General features: G+C 70.7%; 16 protein-coding genes. 9 read left to right on the plus strand and 7 right to left on the minus strand.

All coding sequences use genetic code 11. The annotated features are described in order from the left end of the window. The first annotated feature begins 68 nt into the window (after positions 1 to 68). A complete protein-coding gene (locus tag OIE67_RS14625; protein ID WP_326640490.1) occupies positions 69 to 845 on the plus strand; it encodes a MerR family transcriptional regulator in 777 nt (258 codons plus the stop codon). Then, positions 842 to 1,354, plus strand: a complete 513-nt coding sequence (locus OIE67_RS14630) for a GyrI-like domain-containing protein (protein ID WP_326640492.1) — start codon at positions 842 to 844, stop codon at positions 1,352 to 1,354. Before OIE67_RS14625 ends, OIE67_RS14630 begins: the two co-directional genes overlap by 4 nt. A gap of 14 nt (positions 1,355 to 1,368) precedes the next feature. On the opposite strand, the gene OIE67_RS14635 is transcribed toward OIE67_RS14630, so the two are convergent. The 3 genes from OIE67_RS14635 to OIE67_RS14645 all read right to left on the minus strand — a co-directional run bounded on the left by OIE67_RS14635 (position 1,369) and on the right by OIE67_RS14645 (position 4,609). Then, complete coding sequence (locus tag OIE67_RS14635; protein ID WP_326640494.1) at positions 1,369 to 2,376, minus strand: MerR family transcriptional regulator; 1,008 nt, start codon at positions 2,374 to 2,376, stop codon at positions 1,369 to 1,371. Positions 2,377 to 2,452: 76 nt separating this feature from the next. Then, a complete protein-coding gene (locus OIE67_RS14640; RefSeq protein WP_326640496.1) occupies positions 2,453 to 3,856 on the minus strand; it encodes a hypothetical protein in 1,404 nt (467 codons plus the stop codon). Between the two features lie 75 nt (positions 3,857 to 3,931). Continuing rightward, on the minus strand, positions 3,932 to 4,609 hold the full coding sequence (locus OIE67_RS14645) for a DNA-binding response regulator (RefSeq protein WP_326640498.1): 678 nt from the start codon (positions 4,607 to 4,609) through the stop codon (positions 3,932 to 3,934). Positions 4,610 to 4,705: 96 nt separating this feature from the next. Between OIE67_RS14645 and OIE67_RS14650 the strand changes: the two genes are divergently transcribed. Together OIE67_RS14650 and OIE67_RS14655 are read left to right on the plus strand one after the other, a co-directional pair. Further along, positions 4,706 to 5,647 carry an oxidoreductase gene (locus OIE67_RS14650; RefSeq protein WP_326640500.1) on the plus strand — a complete coding sequence of 314 codons (942 nt, stop codon included), beginning with the start codon at positions 4,706 to 4,708 and terminating at the stop codon, positions 5,645 to 5,647. 94 nt (positions 5,648 to 5,741) lie between these two features. Then, positions 5,742 to 5,945 carry a MerR family DNA-binding transcriptional regulator gene (locus OIE67_RS14655; RefSeq protein ID WP_326640502.1) on the plus strand — a complete coding sequence of 68 codons (204 nt, stop codon included), beginning with the start codon at positions 5,742 to 5,744 and terminating at the stop codon, positions 5,943 to 5,945. A 17-nt stretch (positions 5,946 to 5,962) separates the two neighbouring features. On the opposite strand, the gene OIE67_RS14660 is transcribed toward OIE67_RS14655, so the two are convergent. The 3 genes from OIE67_RS14660 to OIE67_RS14670 all read right to left on the minus strand — a co-directional run bounded on the left by OIE67_RS14660 (position 5,963) and on the right by OIE67_RS14670 (position 10,133). After that, positions 5,963 to 6,709: a class I SAM-dependent methyltransferase gene (locus tag OIE67_RS14660; protein WP_326640504.1), complete on the minus strand. Its 747-nt coding sequence runs from the start codon at positions 6,707 to 6,709 to the stop codon at positions 5,963 to 5,965. Positions 6,710 to 6,826: 117 nt separating this feature from the next. After that, a complete protein-coding gene (ctaD, locus tag OIE67_RS14665; protein WP_326640506.1) occupies positions 6,827 to 8,497 on the minus strand; it encodes an aa3-type cytochrome oxidase subunit I in 1,671 nt (556 codons plus the stop codon). Positions 8,498 to 8,657: 160 nt separating this feature from the next. Then, positions 8,658 to 10,133 carry a discoidin domain-containing protein gene (locus OIE67_RS14670; protein ID WP_326640508.1) on the minus strand — a complete coding sequence of 492 codons (1,476 nt, stop codon included), beginning with the start codon at positions 10,131 to 10,133 and terminating at the stop codon, positions 8,658 to 8,660. 115 nt (positions 10,134 to 10,248) lie between these two features. On the opposite strand from OIE67_RS14670, the gene OIE67_RS14675 reads away from it, so the two are divergent. After that, complete coding sequence (locus OIE67_RS14675; protein ID WP_326640510.1) at positions 10,249 to 10,374, plus strand: hypothetical protein; 126 nt, start codon at positions 10,249 to 10,251, stop codon at positions 10,372 to 10,374. Between the two features lie 121 nt (positions 10,375 to 10,495). Here the strand turns inward: OIE67_RS14675 and OIE67_RS14680 are convergent, their stop codons facing one another. Beyond that, positions 10,496 to 11,662 (minus strand): ROK family transcriptional regulator, encoded by a 1,167-nt coding sequence (locus OIE67_RS14680; RefSeq protein WP_326640512.1) that lies wholly within the window; start codon positions 11,660 to 11,662, stop codon positions 10,496 to 10,498. A gap of 214 nt (positions 11,663 to 11,876) precedes the next feature. Here OIE67_RS14680 and OIE67_RS14685 point away from each other — a divergent pair, with 214 nt between their 5' ends. From OIE67_RS14685 to OIE67_RS14700, 4 genes are read left to right on the plus strand one after another with little or no spacing between them, the layout of a single operon-like run. Continuing rightward, positions 11,877 to 13,505, plus strand: a complete 1,629-nt coding sequence (locus tag OIE67_RS14685) for a beta-N-acetylhexosaminidase (protein WP_326640514.1) — start codon at positions 11,877 to 11,879, stop codon at positions 13,503 to 13,505. A gap of 25 nt (positions 13,506 to 13,530) precedes the next feature. Then, positions 13,531 to 14,775 (plus strand): ABC transporter substrate-binding protein, encoded by a 1,245-nt coding sequence (locus OIE67_RS14690; protein ID WP_106251277.1) that lies wholly within the window; start codon positions 13,531 to 13,533, stop codon positions 14,773 to 14,775. A 3-nt stretch (positions 14,776 to 14,778) separates the two neighbouring features. Further along, positions 14,779 to 15,657 (plus strand): carbohydrate ABC transporter permease, encoded by an 879-nt coding sequence (locus OIE67_RS14695; RefSeq protein WP_326640517.1) that lies wholly within the window; start codon positions 14,779 to 14,781, stop codon positions 15,655 to 15,657. Further along, positions 15,650 to 16,465: a carbohydrate ABC transporter permease gene (locus OIE67_RS14700; RefSeq protein ID WP_326640519.1), complete on the plus strand. Its 816-nt coding sequence runs from the start codon at positions 15,650 to 15,652 to the stop codon at positions 16,463 to 16,465. Before OIE67_RS14695 ends, OIE67_RS14700 begins: the two co-directional genes overlap by 8 nt. Positions 16,466 to 16,471: the final 6 nt, after the last annotated feature.

The following is a 16,471-nucleotide window of genomic DNA, read 5'->3' on the forward strand; positions in this document are numbered from 1 at the left end:
CGGGACGTACGGGAGCGATACGACAGTGGGCTGGACTCTCCCTCCGAGGGAGACGCCATGCTGGGGGCATGGACGAGGACCTGCTGCCGATCGGGCAGTTCGCCAGGCTCGGCCGGCTGAGCGTCAAACAGTTGCGGCACTACGCCGAGCTCGGGCTGCTGGTGCCCGCGTACGTGGACGAGCACACCGGCTACCGCTACTACCGGCCCCAGCAGGCGCGCGACGCGCTGTCGATCGGGCTGCTGCGCTCGCTCGACGTGCCGCTCGCGGTCATCGCGCAGGTGTTGTCCGGCAGCTCCGGCGTACTGGAAGGGGTGCACGAACGGCTGGAGGCCGAGCTGGCCAGGCGCCGGTCGACGCTGGGTGCCCTGGAGCGCGTCATGGCGGAGGGCCTGCCGTCCGCCCCCGTCACGGTGGTCACGGAGCCGGCGCGGCGGGTGGCGGTGGTCACCACCACGGCGGCGGACTCGTCCGACATCGGCCGGGCCACCTCGGCCGCCGTCGCCGGCCTGCTGGCCGCGGCGGCGCCCGTCGCCGCTCCCGAGCTCATCGGCCTGTTCCCGCTCGACTTCGGCGAGCCCGTTCCCGTCACCGTCGCGCTGGTCAGCGAGGAGCCGGTGCCGGGGGCCGAGCTCGACGTGCTGCCGGGCGGCCGGTTCGCCCGAGCCACCCACGTCGGCCCGTACGACCAGGTCGGGCTGACCGCGCACGCGCTGCTGTCGTGGTGCGCCGAGCGGCTGTGTCCCGTCCGCGGCCCGATCCGCGAGGTGTACGTGTCCGACCCGGCCACCACCCCGCCCGACCGGCTGATCACCCACCTGATGATCCCCCTGGAGGAACGATGACCCCGCGCGTGGTCCACTGCGGCCCCGTCACCTGCCTGAACGTGACCGGCATGGGCGAGCCCGGCGGCGCCGAGCACGTCTCCGCCATCGGCGCCCTGTACGCCGTGGCCGCCGCGATGGGCGGTGCCGCGAGCCCGCTGGAAGGCCGGTGGTGGGTGGAGGACACCTCCCGGCAGCCGCTGGAGGTGCCGCGCGACCAGTGGCGCTGGCACCTGCTGCTGCCGCTGCCCGCCACGCCTGATCCGGGGGCGGCCGAGTCGGCGCGTGAACGGGCCCGCGCGTCCTGCGCGGCCGTGGACCGCGTGCAGGTGGTCACGTTCACCGAGGGCGAGTGCGTCGAGCTGCTGCACGAAGGCCCCTACAGCGAGGAGAAGGCGTCGCTCGACGTGATGGACGCGTTCATGGCCGAGCACGGTCTTGCCCGCAACGGCCCGCACCACGAGATCTACCTGACCGCGTTCACCGATCCCGAGCCCAGGACGATCCTGAGGCAGCCGGTGACCCGCTGATCCGCACCTCCGGATCACACGGGCTGGACGGCCTGCATGGCGTCGGCGATCCAGACGTAGGGGATGGGGTCGTGGTCCTGCCCGGTGGTCCCGTTGATCGCCGCCACCAGGGCCAGGTACCGGCCGTGGGTGTCGCCGTACCCGGGCCCGCCGGCGGCGGCGTCCTCCTCGTCCAGCTGACGGAGGATGCCGGGAATCTGCCGGTAACCGTCGGCCATCCGGTCACGGGCCTCGGCCGTGAGGGGCGTGCCGGACAGCGCGGTGACCGCCTCCAGGAAGAGGGTGACCGTCCGCTGCACGCGGCCGGACAGGGGCGACTCGCCCGCACGGTGCGCGGCGAGCAGCTCCTCCATGAGCGCGGCCCCGCTCCCGTGCATGAACTCCTGGAACGGCCCGGTCGCCAGCGTCCTGGCCTCCGGCGCCGCGTACGTGTCCCGCAGGTAGGCGCGGACCGCGTCGCGGAACGCCGGATCCGACACCAGGTCGGCCAGCTCGATCCAGGCTTCGAGCTGGGCGGCCGTCGGATCCGCCGGCAGGACCGGGCGCATCGCCCGCAACCGGTCCACGAAGCCGTCGGGCACGTCGAGGTTCGCGCCGACCTCGTTCCAGAAGTCGTCGATGGTCCGCTCGCGTTCCTCGTCCGTCATCGAGACGAGCTTGTGCATCAGATCGGCCTGAGCGGTCGTGCCGCCCTGCTTGATCAGCGTCCTGAGCACCGCCCGCCTGGCCCGCAGGGTGCGCTCCTGGCGCTCGACGATCCCGAGGTGCGTCGTGAGCAGGTCGTGCAGGGTCGTGCCGCCGTCGAGCAGGCGGCGGATCTCGGCCAGGTCGGTGTCCAGCTCACGCAGGGTGCGGACGAGCTCCAGCCGGGCGATGGCCTGGATGTCGTACATCCGGTGACCGGCCTCGTTCAGCCGGGTGGGCTCGATGAGGCCGGCATCGGCGTAGAACCGGACGGCGCTCACGCTCAGCCCGCTGCGGCGGGCGGCGTCGCCGATGGGGTACAGCTCACGGTCGCTCATGGATGCCACTGTGCTACCTCAAGCCACTTGAGACGCAAGCCGCTCGCGTCCCGATCCGGGCGAGGATCCCGTACGGCTACGCGGCGGCGTACAGCCCGGCCAGTCGCGCGCCGAGCTCGGCGCCGTAGTCCTGGTGGTACACCTGGGCGGAACAGTAGACCGGACCGCCCTTCCTGACCAGGCCCGCGGTCCACACGACGGCGTTCTCCACGCCGGGGTCGCTCAGCTGCAGACCCGTGGCCACGATGTCGTCCACACCGGCGTCGACGAAGTAGTCGCTCACACCCTTGCGCTCGTACAGCCGCCACTCCAGCGTCGCGCTCGTCGCCCCGGCGAGCGCGGCCGTCAGGTCGACCGTGACCCGCTGCCAGGCGGTGCCGTCGGCGGTGACGTCCTGCTGCCACACCACCCGGCCGTTGAGCAGCAGCTGCTTGACGTGGTATCCGGCGGGGTGCCCGGCGCCCCGGCCGTCCCGGTGCCAGAAGCTCACGCTCCGCTTGGCCGCGCCGGACGTCAGCTTGACCTGCCGGCTCGCGCCGCACGACATGCCCGCCTCGGTGGCGGTCTTCGTCTGGACGACGAAGCTCAGCCGCCCGTCGCCGGTGCGGGCCAGGTTGTCGGTCGCGGGACGCGTCCAGCCGGCGTCGGCGGCGAGGAAGGGAAGCTTGTACTGCACGACCCCGGCGAGTTCCCCGGCGCGGACGTGTTCCAGGGACTTCCTGGTGACGGCCTCGACGTAGGCGACCGTCGGCTTCTGGGCAGCGTGGCTGAGCGGGTGGGCGTACGGCATCAGGTAGACGTCCGTGCCGGGAAGCCGCTTCGCGAGCTGCTTGACCTGGTACGACAGGCTCCACGTCCACGAGGTGTCCCGATGCGGCTCGTCCCGGAAGGGGAAGACGACTCCGTCCAGCAGCGGGATCTGCTCGGCGATGAACGCGTCGGTGAACTGGCCGTAGTAGACGGTGGGGACGAACTTCAGCGACGGGTTGACCGCCTCGGCGGCCGCGGTCATCTGCTTGACGTACGCCAGCGTGAACGTCTTGAGATCGTAACCGTAGTCGTCCACGGTCCAGCCGGTCAGGTTCGGATGGCTCTTGGAGGCGGTGGCGATCTCGCGGGCCCAGGTCACGTAGTCGTGCTTGTACGGCCGGGAGACGCAGCAGACCGCCTGGCTCGGCGAGTACACCAGCACCCAGACGTCGATCCCGGCGGCGGCCGCTGCCGGCAGGAACTCGCGGCGCAGGTCGTCCCAGTGCACGTTGTCGCCGGCCATCGGGTAGACGTACGTGTTGGCGTTGAGCGCCTTCAACCCCGCGATCATCGCCTTGGAGTCGACGTGCCTGATCCCGTCGGCCCGCGGTTGCGCCTCGCGGATGAGGTTCCCCGCGGTCCCCATCACGGCGGGGGTCTCGGCCCGAGCCACACCGGGGAGCAGGGACAGCAGCACGGCGATGAGCCCTGAGAACGCGAGACGGGACACGAGACTTCCTTCGGCATGATCGTGAACGAGCGCGCGTCAGCCTAGGAGACGCCGGTATGCCGCCGGTATGCCGGGCTACACCAGGCCGAGCTCGCGGGCCCGTACGCCGGCCTGGAACCGCGACTCGGCGCCGAGCGCGGCCATCAGCTCGGCCACCCGGCGCCGGTAGGTGCGCACGCCCAGGCCGAGCCTGCGGGCGGCCGCCTCGTCCTTGACCCCCTCGCTGAGCAGGTCGAGCACCGAGGGCGCGAGCTCGCGGATCTCGGCCACCTGGGCGTCGTAGACCGCGAGGTCGGTCGCCGACCGCCAGGCCGTCTCGAACAGCGACATCACCCCCTGGACGATCTCCGGCTGGCTGATCACGCTGTAGCCGCGCCGGCCGGCCTTGAGGTCGCCCGCCAGGATCACCACCCGGCGGTCGAGGACGACCGTCTCGTTGATCTCCTCGGTGGTGATGCGGATCTGCGCGCCGAACTCGTCGCGGCGCCGCGCCAGCTCGCGCGCGGACGCCGAGTTGAGCAGCAGCTCGGGCCGGTAGAGCTTGCGGACGCGCATGCCGCGCATGTGGCTCTTCGTCGCCGCGGCGAGCGTGTCCGCCCGGTGGTCGGTCATCCAGCCGGCGAGGCCGTCGGCCGCGCAGGCGAAGTCGGTGGCGGCCGTGAACAGATGTCCCGCCCGCCGGAACAGCTCCTCTTCGCCGTACACGATCGTGACCGTCTCGCTCACGCGCGTGAGTTCGTCGCTCGTCAGCACACCACTGATTCTGCCTCAGCGGTCCGCGCCGTGGGCGGCCCGGCAGCTTGTTGCCATTCCCGTACGGGTGGCGAGCGCTGCCCGCAGGCTGGACTCATGACGATCGACAGCAACCTGAACAGCACCCCGTCCGCCGCCGCGGCGGGCACCTGGCGCCTCGGCGACCGCACCGTCAACCGGATCGGGTACGGCGCGATGCGCCTGGCCGGCATGCCCTGGGACGAGCGGCCCAGGGACCGCGCCGACTCCGTCGCCCTGCTGCGCCGCGCCATCGAGTTCGGCGTCGACCACATCGACACCGCGGCCTTCTACTTCCTGCCCACCCGCTCGGTCAACGAGCTGATCAGCACGGCGCTGCAGCCGTACCCCGACGAGCTGGTCATCACCACGAAGGTGGGCGCGGGGCGGTCCCGTGACGGCGCGTTCGAGTACGCGCGGCCGGACCAGCTGCGCTCCCAGGTCGAGGAGAACATCCGCCAGCTCGGGCTCGACTGCCTCGACGTCGTCAACCTGCGCTGGGGCGCCGGGCTGGAGAGAGAGGCCGGCTCCGTGGCCGAGCACTTCGGCGCCCTGGCCGAACTGCGCGAGGCGGGACTGATCCGGCATCTCGGCATCTCCAACATCGGGGCGGAGCAGCTGGCCGAGGCGATGGAGATCGCGCCGGTGGTCTGCGTGCAGAACCGGTACGGCCTGACGGACCGGCAGGACGACGCCCTGGTCGACCTGTGCGGCCGGCACGGCATCGCCTTCGTGCCCTTCTTCGCCGTCGCGGCCGCCGTGCCCGGTGGCCTCCCCGGCGCCGCCGGGAACGGAGGGCACGACACGACCGGCGAGAACGAGGTCGCCAAGGTCGCCGCGGCCCACGGCGCGACCCCGGCGCAGGTCCGGCTCGCCTGGACCCTGCACCGCGGCGACCACGTCCTCGCCATCCCCGGCACCGGCGACCGTACCCACCTGGAGGAGAACATCGCCGCGGGCGGCCTGCGGCTGAGCGAGGAGGAGCTGGCACTGCTCAACGGCATCGCCACGGCCGGGTGACGCGGCGGCGCGGGGCCGGACCGGCCGGCCGAGCGGGCGGACCGCCGACGTGTTGACGTCCACGCGCGGGCGCGGGTCGGACTGGCTGGGGCACATGCCGTCCACGTCCTTCACCGTCGGCCAGGCCGCGGAACGCACCGGCCTCAGCGTGCACACCCTGCGCTTCTACGAGAAGGAGGGCCTCTTCGCCACCCCGGTGCGCCGGGTCGGCGGGCAGCGCGTCTACAGCGAGAACGACCTGCGCCGGCTCCACCTGTGGCCCGGCACCTGCCCCACCGAGGAGCAGCCCCTCACCTGACCCCGCTCGCAGCCCCGTCAGGCGATCAGGAGGCGGAGGCCGAGTTCGGCCGTGTCGAGGTCGGTGAGGTCGGCGTTGCGGGCGGCCCAGCGGCCCGAGTCGAGGTCGGTGCGGAGGGCGTGCACCGCGCGTTGTTCGGCCTGCGGCCCGACCTTGGTCCAGACCGACATTCCGCGGCGGACCTGCTCGTCCAGGTACGCCTCCGGCCGGCGCCAGTAGGCCTCGAAGAAGCCGTCGGCGCAGTCCCACGGGATGGGCACCGGCTCCGTCCTGGCGCCGATCGCGTCGGCCAGTTCGGTGATCGAGGGCCGGCCGGACACCAGGTCCCCGACCTCGGGCAGGTAGTCGCGGGTGAGCCAGAACCGGTGCAGCCAGCCGGCCTCGGTGGTGTCGTGCGTGAACACCACCACCCGGCGGGCGACCCGGCGCAGTTCGCGCAGGCCCGCGATCGGGTCGGGCCAGTGGTGGATGGAGGCGACGGACATCGCGGCGTCGAAGGACCCGTCGTCGAACGGCAGCCGCTCGGCCGACCCGATCAGGCAGGGCGCCGCGCCGGGGCGGCGCTGCGAGCGCATGAGCGCCGACGGTTCGACCGCGAGGACGTAACGGTCGGAAGGCTCGTAGGAGCCGGTGCCGGCCCCGACGTTCAGCACCGTCCTGGCGTCGCCGAGCGCGGCCTCGATCTGCGCCGCGATGCGCGGTTCGGTACGCCGGGTGACGGTGTAGCTGGCTCCGATGGTGTCGTACAACTGCGCGCTGGACATGGACGCTGCCTTTCCGGCCGGCACCGACGCAGTCGTCGCGCCGCCCCGTGCCGTGCGAGAGGTCGTTCCGAGCGCCATTCCACCACATTGATCGGCACCGGGCGAGCGTCCTCGTGCTCAGTCCAGTTCGGCGGCGCCGGCCCTGCTGTGCGGATAGTGGATGTCGAACGCGGGCCGTTCCGAACGGATGCGCGGCATGCTGGTGAAGTTGTGCCGGGGCGGCGGGCACGAGGTGGCCCATTCCAGGGAATTGCTGAAGCCCCAGGGGTCATCGACGGTGACCTTCTTCCCGTGACGCCACGTGTACCAGACGTTGTAGAGGAACGGCAGCGTCGAGGCGCCCAGGATGAACGCCCCGACGGACGAGATCTGGTTGAGCAGGGTGAAACCGTCGGCGGCGCTGTAGTCGGCGTAGCGGCGCGGCATGCCGAGCACGCCGATCCAGTGCTGGATCAGGAACGTGGTGTGGAACCCGATGAACAGCAGCCAGAAATGCCATTGCCCGATGGTGTCGTTCAGCATCTTGCCGGTCATCTTCGGCCACCAGAAATAGAATCCGGAGAACATCGCGAACACCACCGTGCCGAAGACCACGTAATGGAAATGCGCGACGACGAAGTACGAGTCGTGCAGGTGGAAGTCCAGCGGCGGCGAACCGAGAATGACGCCGGTCAGCCCGCCGAGCAGGAAGGTGACGAGAAACCCGATCGCGAACATCATCGGCGTCTGGAACGTCAGATGCCCGCGCCACATCGTGCCGATCCAGTTGAAGAACTTCACCCCCGTCGGCACCGCGATGAGGAAGGTGAAGAAGGAGAAGAAGGGCAGCAGCACCTGCCCGGTGGCGAACATGTGGTGCGCCCACACCGTCATCGACAGCCCGGCGATGGCGATGGTGGCGCCGACCAGGCCGATGTAACCGAACACCGGTTTGCGGCTGAAGACCGGGATGACCTCGGTGATGATCCCGAAGAACGGCAGCGCGATGATGTACACCTCGGGGTGGCCGAAGAACCAGAACAGATGCTGCCACAACATCGGCCCGCCGTTCTCCGGGTCGTAGATGTGCGTGCCGAGCTTGCGGTCGGCCTCCAGCGCCAGCAGCGCCGCCGCCAGCACCGGGAACGCCATCAGCACGAGCACGCTGGTCAGCAGCACGTTCCAGGTGAAGATCGACATCCGGAACATGGTCATGCCCGGCGCCCGCATGCAGATGATCGTGGTGACGAAGTTGACCGAGCCGAGGATCGTGCCCAGGCCCGACAGCGCCAGCCCCATGACCCACAGGTCGCCTCCGACGCCGGGGGAGAAGGTCGCGTGCGACAGCGGCGTGTAGCCGGTCCAGCCGAAACTGGCCGCCCCGGCGGAGCTGACGAACCCGGTGACCACCATCAGCCCGCCGAACAGGAACAACCAGTAACTGACCGCGTTGAGCCGGGGAAAGGCCACGTCCGGCGAGCCGATCTGCAGCGGCATCACCACGTTGGCGAACCCCGCGAACAACGGGGTGGCGAACAGCAGCATCATGATCGTGCCGTGCATGGTGAACAACTGGTTGTACTGCTCGTTGCTCACCAGCGCCAGGCCGGGATGGGCCAGCTCGCTGCGGATCACCAGCGCCATCAGCCCGGCCAGCGTGAAGAACGAGTAGGAGGTGATCAGGTACAGGTAGCCGATCACCTTGTGGTCGGTCGACGTCAGCCAGCTGACGATCAGCCGGCCCGCGCGCTCCGGCGGCGCCGGCGGGCTGGGCGGCGGCACGTCCGCACGCTGCTTCTGTACGGTCATCCGAACGGGTCCCCTCTGGCACGACGACAACTGGCCTTCGGGGGAAGCGGGCGGACGGCGCCGGCGGTGCCGACCGGAAGTCTGAGATCTCCTTACCCTTATGCACTTGGGCATATGCCGCACGACGCCCGGCCGCCGCAGGGGCCGGCGCCGGGCGTCGTCAGGACTTCTCGTACGGGATGATCTCGGCGAGCGAGGAGGCGCCGCCCATGCCGTAGTCCACGCGCAGCCGCACGTACCTGGCCGGGACGCCCTTCATGTCGACGTCGTTCGGCGCCGTCATGCGCGGCCACTCCACCCGCTCGACATCCCTGAACGTCGTCCCGTCGTCACTCACCTGCACCACGCCCTTGAGCACGGTGCCGTTCATGTCGTAGCCCAGCCTGGGCTGGAACCGGACCGCGGACAGCTCCCTGACCCGCCCGAGGTCGACCGTGACGAAGTGCGGCTGAGGCGCGATCTCGGGATAGTCGGAGTGGTAATCGGTCGTGACGTCGCCGTCGACCGCCCTGGACGGTTCGCCGGCACCGGGCTTGAAGGTGGTCGCCGTCGCGCTCAGCTCGGCCGGCGGGATCGGCGTGCCGGGCGGGGTGGCGGGCCAGACGCCGGGGGCGTGCTCGGGCTCCTCGCTGACCACCGGACGGTCGGGGCCCGTTCCGTTGCCGCGGATCACCACGTCTGTGACGACCGAGCTGTGATCGGAGTAGAACGGGTACGTCTGGTCGAGGGCGCTGCCCTGGTGGGCGGGCAGGCGGCGGTCGTCGATGCGGGAGCCGAGAACGCGGACGGCGCCGCGGGCGAAGATGTAGTCGATGCGGGCCGGCGCGGAGCGGTAACCGCTGAGCGAGCTCCACGTGCGGCCCGGATACCGTCCGGCGTCGGGGTTGGCGTGACGGAAGGTGTCGACGAAGCCGGCGTCGGCGTACATCTTGGTCAGCGGCCACGGCAGCACCATCCCCGCGTGCCCGCGCGCGTTCCTGAACTGGTCGGTCCAGTCCAGGTACGGCCAGGCGTTGAGGTCGCCGCCCATGAGCACGGGTGCGTCGTCGTCGCCGATGAAGGACGGCAGGGCCTTGCCGAGGATGGCTCTGCCCATGGCGACGCGACGGAAGCGGTCGTCGTCGAGGAGCTGGGCGTCGGTCTTCGTCCGCGGCCGGCCGTAGAGGTTCTGCACGGCCGCCTCGTGCACGTCCCAGTTGGCGGAGATCTCGTGCCAGGTCCACATGCTGAAGGCGTGGACATGCCGGCCGTCCGGCAGGCCAAGCCGGGCACCGCCGAGGTTGAACGAGGAGATGTCCGCGTCGGCGTAGCGCGGATAGACCTTCTCGACCTTCAGCTTCGTGTAGAGCCACAGGTTGTCGCCGTTGGCGCTGTAGTCCTCCGGCCTGGTGAGCCGCACGCCGGTGAACCGGTCATCCGCCGGCCGCCCGGCGTTCAGGCCGTCGAGGATCTTCTGCCCCGAGCCGTAGCCCTCGATGACGAACAGGACGTCGGGATCGACGTCGTTGAGGTACTCGATCATCTGCCTGAGGTTCTCGCCCGTCTTCTCCTGGCCGTTGATCGTGCCGCCGACGAAGAGGTTCCACGACATCAGCCGCAGCGGCGTGCCCGCGTGTCCCTCAGGTAAAGAGGTCACCAGCGCCCTGACCGTCACGTCCTGCTCGGGCAGCACGAACGGACGGCTGCGCGCGTGCCCGTCCCGGCTGTAGAGGGTGTCGCGGGCCCACACCTGCTCGCCGCTCCTGACGGTGATGACGAACTCCTCCACGTGGCCGGGGCTCGGCCTGCCGGTGGCGAGCACCGTGCAGGTGCTGCCCGGCCCGTCGCCGTCGCAGTCCAGCTGGTACGCGGCGGGCCTGGGAGTGGGCGGGCGATAGGCGATGGGGTCCGCGGCGGCGGAGACCGGGGCGAGCAGGCCGGTCAGGGCCAAGACCGCGGCGGCCAGGGGAGGGACGGCTGATCCGCGCATGGGCGTCTCTTTCTGCGAAGGGGGGTGGGTCAGACGAGGCGTCGGGGCGCCGAGGGGCGGGAGATCGAACCGTCGGGCGAGAAGAAGTGCTCGTCCACGTGGGTCAGCGCCAGGCAGGCCGCGCCGAGTGCGGCGCATTCCTCGCCCAGCGTCGAGGGCCGGATGTCGGGGACGCGCAGGCAGTGGGGTTCGAGGGCGCGCCGGAGGGCGGGCAGCAGGACATCGGCCGAGCGGGAGAAACCGCCGCCGAGGACGACCAGTTCCGGGTCCAGAGTCAGGACCATGGCGGCCGTGCCGAGCGCGAGATGGTGGGCGTAGGCGTCGACGGCCGCCAGGGCGGCGGGATCGCCGGCGCGAGCGGCCGTGAAGACCACCCTGGCGGCGTCCTCGGGCGGGGCGCCCCGGGCGGCGGGAGAGTTCTCCAGGTCTGTGGCCATGGTGCGCCAGCCGGTCATCTCCATGAGGCCGACCTCACCGGTGGCGCCGCCGAAGCCGTGGTGCAGGCGGCCGCCGAGGATGAGCGCGGCCCCGGACCGGCGGCCGGCGTGCAGGTAGACCAGGTCGCTGACGCCCGCCGCGACGCCCAGCCGCTGCTCGGCGAGAGCGGCCAGCTTGCTGTCGTTCTCGACCGTGATCGGGCAGGACAGCCGCTGCCCGAGGTGGCCGGCCAGGTCGACCCCTGGCCAGTCGGGCAGGGATTCGACGCGGGTGACCGTGCCCTCCCGGTCGACGACGCCGATGCTGCCGACGGCGACGCCCCACAGGTCGGTCCCGCTCAGGCCCGAGGCGACGAGCGCGGCGTCGACGGCCCGCCACACGGCCTCCAGGCGCTCGGGCCGGGCGGCGTGCGGGTCGACGGCGACCCGGCCGCTGGACACGGTCCGGCCGGCCAGGTCGGTGATCACGGCGAGGACCTTGTGCACTCCTATGTCGATGCCGAGCACGTGACCGGCGTCGGCGCGGAAGCGGTAGCGCTTGGCGGGCCGGCCCATCCCGCCGGGAACGGGCTCCACTTCGGCGATCCAGCCGCATTCGTGCAGGCCGGTGATGACGTCGATGACGGAGTTGCGCGACAGCCCGGTGCGCGCCGCGAGCTCGCTCACTGTGAGCGGGCCGGAAGCCTCACGCAGGGCGCGGATGCTGCCCAGCGAGTTCAGCTGACGCAGCCGCTGAAGGTCACCGCCGCTGACCTGCACAGGTCGCTCCTTACTAATGTCGGTCTCTGCGTTATCTTCGATCCGAAGCGATTCCGCTAGCTGGATCATCCGGTACGGAGGGTCTTGACTGCAAGAGCTGATCCGTGACTATCTATGGACTCCACCATAAGTCGGGGAGCGGAATGACCATGACCACAGCCGTCGCCGATGGGGCCGCCGAGCGGGCCCGCGAGATCCGGACGGTGCACACTCGGTGACGACGAATCCGGCACGTCCCTTGGCGGCGATCCCCGCCCCGTCCCGCCTCACCCCGGCCGAGGGCCGCTTCACCATGACCGCCGCGACCCCGCTGACCGCCGATCCGCCGCTGGCCAGGGCCGCGGCCTGGCTGCGCGAGACTCTTCAGCCGGCCACCGGCCTGCCGTTGCCCGAAGGGCCGGGCGGGATCGAGTTCCGCCTGACCGGAGGGCTGGGGCCGGAGGAGTACCGGTTCACGATCACGGCGGAGTCTGCGCTCGTCGAGGCCACGGCCGCGGCGGGCGCCTTCTACGGGGCGCAGACGCTGCGCCAGTTCCTCGGCCCCGCCGCGTTCCGCAAAGGACGCACGGGGACCCGGACATGGACCCTCCCCGCCGCCACGATCGCCGACGCACCCCGCCACGGCTGGCGCGGCTGTCTCATCGACGTGGCCCGCCACTTCCTGCCCAAGAACGACCTCCTGCGCTACATCGACCTGCTGGCCGCGCACAAGCTCAACGTCCTGCACCTGCACCTGACCGACGACCAGGGCTGGCGGCTGGAGATCAGGAAGTACCCCAGGCTGACGGAGGTCGGCTCCTGGCGGCGCGAGTCGCCGCTGGGAGCCGCGCGGAACCGCCGTTCCGACGGGCGCCCGCACGGCGGCCACTACAGCCAGGACGACATCCGGGAGATCGTCTCCTACGCCGCCGACCGGTTCGTCACGATCGTCCCGGAGATCGACCTGCCGGGCCACACCCAGGCCGCCATCGCCGCCTACCCGGAGCTCGGCAATCTCGAGACCCCGCTGGACGTGCGTACCGAATGGGGCGTCGGCGAGAACGTGCTCAACGTCGCCGGCAGCACGATCGCCTTCTTCACCGACGTCCTGGAGGAGGTCCTGGAGCTCTTCCCCGGCCGGTACGTGTGCGTCGGCGGCGACGAGGTCCCCAAGACCCAGTGGAACGAGAGCGTCCCCGCCAAGGAACGCATCCGCGAACTGGGCCTGCGCGACGCCGACGAGCTGCAGACCTGGCTGATGCGGCACTTCACCGACTTCCTGCTGACCAGGGGACGCGAGCCGCTCGGCTGGGACGAGCTCATGGAAGGCGGTCTGCCGCCGGGAGTCACCGTGGCCGCCTGGCGCGGCGACACGTGCGCGGCCATGGCCGCGCGAGCCGGCCACGACGTGGTCGTCCAGCCCTTCACCGAGACCTACCTGGACTTCCGCCAGGCCGAGGGCGAGCAGGAGCCGGTGCCCATCGGCAGCGTGACGTCCCTCCGGGCGGTGCACGCCTTCGACCCGTTCCCCGCCGGCCTCACCGGCGAGGAGCGCGGCCGGATCCTCGGCGCCCAGGCGGCGTTGTGGACCGAGCACATCGACTCGCCCCGCCTGCTCGACTACATGGCCTTCCCCCGCCTGGCCGCCTTCGCCGAGGCGGTGTGGAGCGGCGAGCGTGACTTCGAGGACTTCCTCGCCCGCCTCGCCGTGCACGAGAAGCGGCTCGACGCGCTGGGCGTGGAATACCGCCCGGCCGCCGGCCCGCATCCCTGGCAGCGACGTCCCGACGCCCCCGGCCACCCCCGGACCAGGGCGGAGATCGACGGCAAGCTCGCCGCCTGGACCGCGAACCTGCGCTCCTGACCCACCCCCCAACCTGGAGAACCCCATGCGTTTTCGCCTCCCCCTGGCCGGACTGCTCGGCCTGACCGTGCTCACGGCCGGCTGCGGCGCCTCAGCGGAACCGGCCGCCGACGGCAAGGCCACCATCAGCTACGCCATCTGGGACAAGAACGACCAGGCCGCCGCCGAGAAGATCATCGCCGCCTTCCAGCAGGCCAACCCGAAGGTGACGGTCAAGCTGGAGATCACTCCGTGGGAACAGTACTGGACCAAGCTCCAGACGGCCGCCTCAGGCGGCGCCGCCCCCGACGTCTTCTGGATGAACAGCCTCAACGTCCGCCTGTACGCCGACGGCGGCGTCATCGCCCCGCTCGACGGGTCCAAGGCGGCGGGCCTGCCCGAGGCGGTCGTGAACGGCTACCGTCACGACGGCAAGCTGTACGCGCTGCCGCACAACGTGAGCATCCCGGCCCTCTGGTACGACAAGAAGATCTTCGACGCGGCCGGTGTGGCGTACCCGACCGCGGACTGGACCTGGGACGACGTCAAAGCCGCGGCCAAGAAACTGACCGACCCGGCGAAACAGCAGTTCGGCATCCTGGCCCCGATGTGGGACCAGGGCGGCTTCTACAACACGATGATCCAGGCCGGCGGCCACGTGCTCTCGCCGGACGGCGGGAAGAGCGGCTTCGACGACCCCGCCTCCATCCAGGGCCTGGAGTTCTGGACCGGCCTGATCGAGGACAAGCTTGCCCCCGTCGCCGAGGTCTACACCGACACCGACCCCATTCAGCTCTTCCAGTCCGGCAAGTACGGCATGTACTACGGCGGCGTCTGGTTCGCCTCCACCTACTGGGCCGACCCCGAGATGCGCGCGCGGGTCGACGTGGCCCCGCTGCCCAAGGGCCCCGCACGAGAGGCCGTCATCCTGCTCGGCCTGGCCAACTCCGTCTCGGCCAAGAGCGAGCACCCGCGCGAGGCCGCGGCCTTCGCCGAATTCGTCTCCTCCGATCAGGCCCAGAAGATCCTCAGCGACAGCGGGGGCGGCGCCCTGTCGGTCCGCCCCGGGACACAGGACGGCTGGTTCGCGGCGTTTCCCTCCTTCCACCTGAAGGAGACCTACGACGCCTCCATGCCGCACGGCGTGCCCTACCCGGCCACGCTCAACACCGCGCGGTGGCAGGACGTCCAGAACAAGCTGCTCGCCGACGCCTGGTCGGGCAAGCGGCCGGTCGCCGACGTCGCCAAGGAGATCGCGACGCGGATGAACGAGATCCTGGCCGAGGAGTAACGGATGCACTCCACGCGCGAGTGGGCATGGGGCTACCTGCTCATCGCCCCCATGGCGCTGGGCCTGGCCGTCTTCTACCTGTGGCCCATCGTTCAGACGATCTATCTCAGCTTCACCGAGTCCGGCGTCTTCGGCGGCCACACCTGGGTGGGGACGGCCAACTTCACCGAACTGCTCGGCGATGAGGAGACGCTGGGCGCGCTCGGTAACACTCTGCTGTACGCGGTGCTGGTGCTGGCGGGAGTTCCGCTGGCCATGGTGATCGCGGCCCTGCTCAACGTGCCGGGACTGCGCGGCCTGGGTCTCTACCGGACCCTGTACTTCCTGCCGGTCGTCACCATGCCCGCCGCCGTGGGCCTGACCTGGCGCTACCTTTTCAACGGCGACTTCGGCGCGATCAACTACCTGCTGAGCAAGGTGGGGATCGACGGGCCCTACTGGGTGGGCGACCCCGACTTCGCCATCTACGCGATCGCCGTCGTCGGCGTCTGGAGCACCGTCGGCTACAACGCCGTGCTGTTCCTGGCGGGGCTGCAGGGCATCCCGCGCCCCTACTACGAGGCGGCCTCGATCGACGGCGCCGGACGGCTGCGGCAGTTTTTCCACATCACGCTCCCGCTGCTCACACCGACCACCTTCTTCGTCATCGTGATCACCATGATCAACGCCTTGCAGGTCTTCGACCTGGTCTTCCTCATGATCGACCTGAAGAGCCCGGCGCTGAGCGGCAGCCGCACGATCGTCTACCTGTTCTTCGAGAAGGGCTTCGTGTACAACCAGCGCGGGCTCGCCGCCGCGATCGCCGTCCTGCTGCTCGGGCTGATCCTCGTGCTGACCGCGATCCAGTTCAGGCTGCAGAAGAGGTGGGTGCACCATGAATAGGCCCAGAACCTGGCCGGCCCACGTGCTGCTGGCCGCGGGCGCGCTGCTCATGCTCGCGCCCTTCGCCTGGCAGGTCGTGGTGTCGCTGCAGACCCTGCCCGAGTCGCTGCGCGTGCCGCCGAAGTTCACGCCTTCCTGGCAGTGGTCGAACTTCGCCGACGCCTTCCGCTCGGTGCCGCTGGCCAGGCAGTTCCTCAACACCGTCGCGGTCAGCGCGGCCGTCACCGCCGGGCAACTGCTGCTCTGCTCGCTGGCCGCCTACGCCTTCGCCCGGCTGCGCTTCCCCGGCCGGGGCCCCGTCTTCCTGCTGTTCCTGGCCGTGCTCATGGTGCCAGGAGAACTGTTCATCATCCCCCGCTACGAGATCATGCAGGAGCTCGGCTGGCTCGACACCCTCCAGGCGCTGATCGCGCCGGGCGTCTTCGGAGCCTTCGGCACGTTCCTGCTCCGGCAGTTCTTCCTCAGCCTGCCCAGGGAACTGGACGAGGCCGCGCGCCTCGACGGGGCCAACCCGCTGCAGATCTACTGGCACATCATGCTGCCCCTGGTCCGGCCGGGCCTGCTGGCGCTGGGCCTGCTGACCGTCATGTGGTCGTGGAGCAGCCTGCTGTGGCCGCTGGTGGTCAACACCGACCCCGAGATGATGACGTTGTCGGCCGGGCTCGCCTCGCTGCGGGGGCAGTTCCAGACCAACTTCCCGATCCTCTTCGCCGGATCCGTCGTGGCCTCCCTGCCCGTGATCGCGCTGTTCGTGGTCCTGCAACGGCATCTCGTCGCCGGCATCGCCTTCACCGGCTCGAAGGGCTGACCCCGG

The sequence above is a fragment of the Nonomuraea fuscirosea genome (genome assembly GCF_035917475.1).
Classification (GTDB): Bacteria; Actinomycetota; Actinomycetes; order Streptosporangiales; family Streptosporangiaceae; genus Nonomuraea; species Nonomuraea fuscirosea.

Excerpts from the sequence above, each read along its gene's own strand:
- OIE67_RS14635 (WP_326640494.1), bottom strand. The coding sequence starts at position 2,376 with ATGAGCGACCGTGAGCTGTACCCCATCGGCGACGCCGCCCGCCGCAGC.
- ctaD (WP_326640506.1), bottom strand. The coding sequence starts at position 8,497 with ATGACCGTACAGAAGCAGCGTGCGGACGTGCCGCCGCCCAGCCCGCCG.
- OIE67_RS14650 (WP_326640500.1), top strand. The coding sequence starts at position 4,706 with ATGACGATCGACAGCAACCTGAACAGCACCCCGTCCGCCGCCGCGGCG.
- OIE67_RS14690 (WP_106251277.1), top strand. The coding sequence starts at position 13,531 with ATGCGTTTTCGCCTCCCCCTGGCCGGACTGCTCGGCCTGACCGTGCTC.
- OIE67_RS14625 (WP_326640490.1), top strand. The coding sequence starts at position 69 with ATGGACGAGGACCTGCTGCCGATCGGGCAGTTCGCCAGGCTCGGCCGG.
- OIE67_RS14655 (WP_326640502.1), top strand. The coding sequence starts at position 5,742 with ATGCCGTCCACGTCCTTCACCGTCGGCCAGGCCGCGGAACGCACCGGC.
- OIE67_RS14630 (WP_326640492.1), top strand. The coding sequence starts at position 842 with ATGACCCCGCGCGTGGTCCACTGCGGCCCCGTCACCTGCCTGAACGTG.
- OIE67_RS14660 (WP_326640504.1), bottom strand. The coding sequence starts at position 6,709 with ATGTCCAGCGCGCAGTTGTACGACACCATCGGAGCCAGCTACACCGTC.
- OIE67_RS14695 (WP_326640517.1), top strand. The coding sequence starts at position 14,779 with ATGCACTCCACGCGCGAGTGGGCATGGGGCTACCTGCTCATCGCCCCC.
- OIE67_RS14700 (WP_326640519.1), top strand. The coding sequence starts at position 15,650 with ATGAATAGGCCCAGAACCTGGCCGGCCCACGTGCTGCTGGCCGCGGGC.
- OIE67_RS14675 (WP_326640510.1), top strand. The coding sequence starts at position 10,249 with ATGACGAACTCCTCCACGTGGCCGGGGCTCGGCCTGCCGGTGGCGAGC.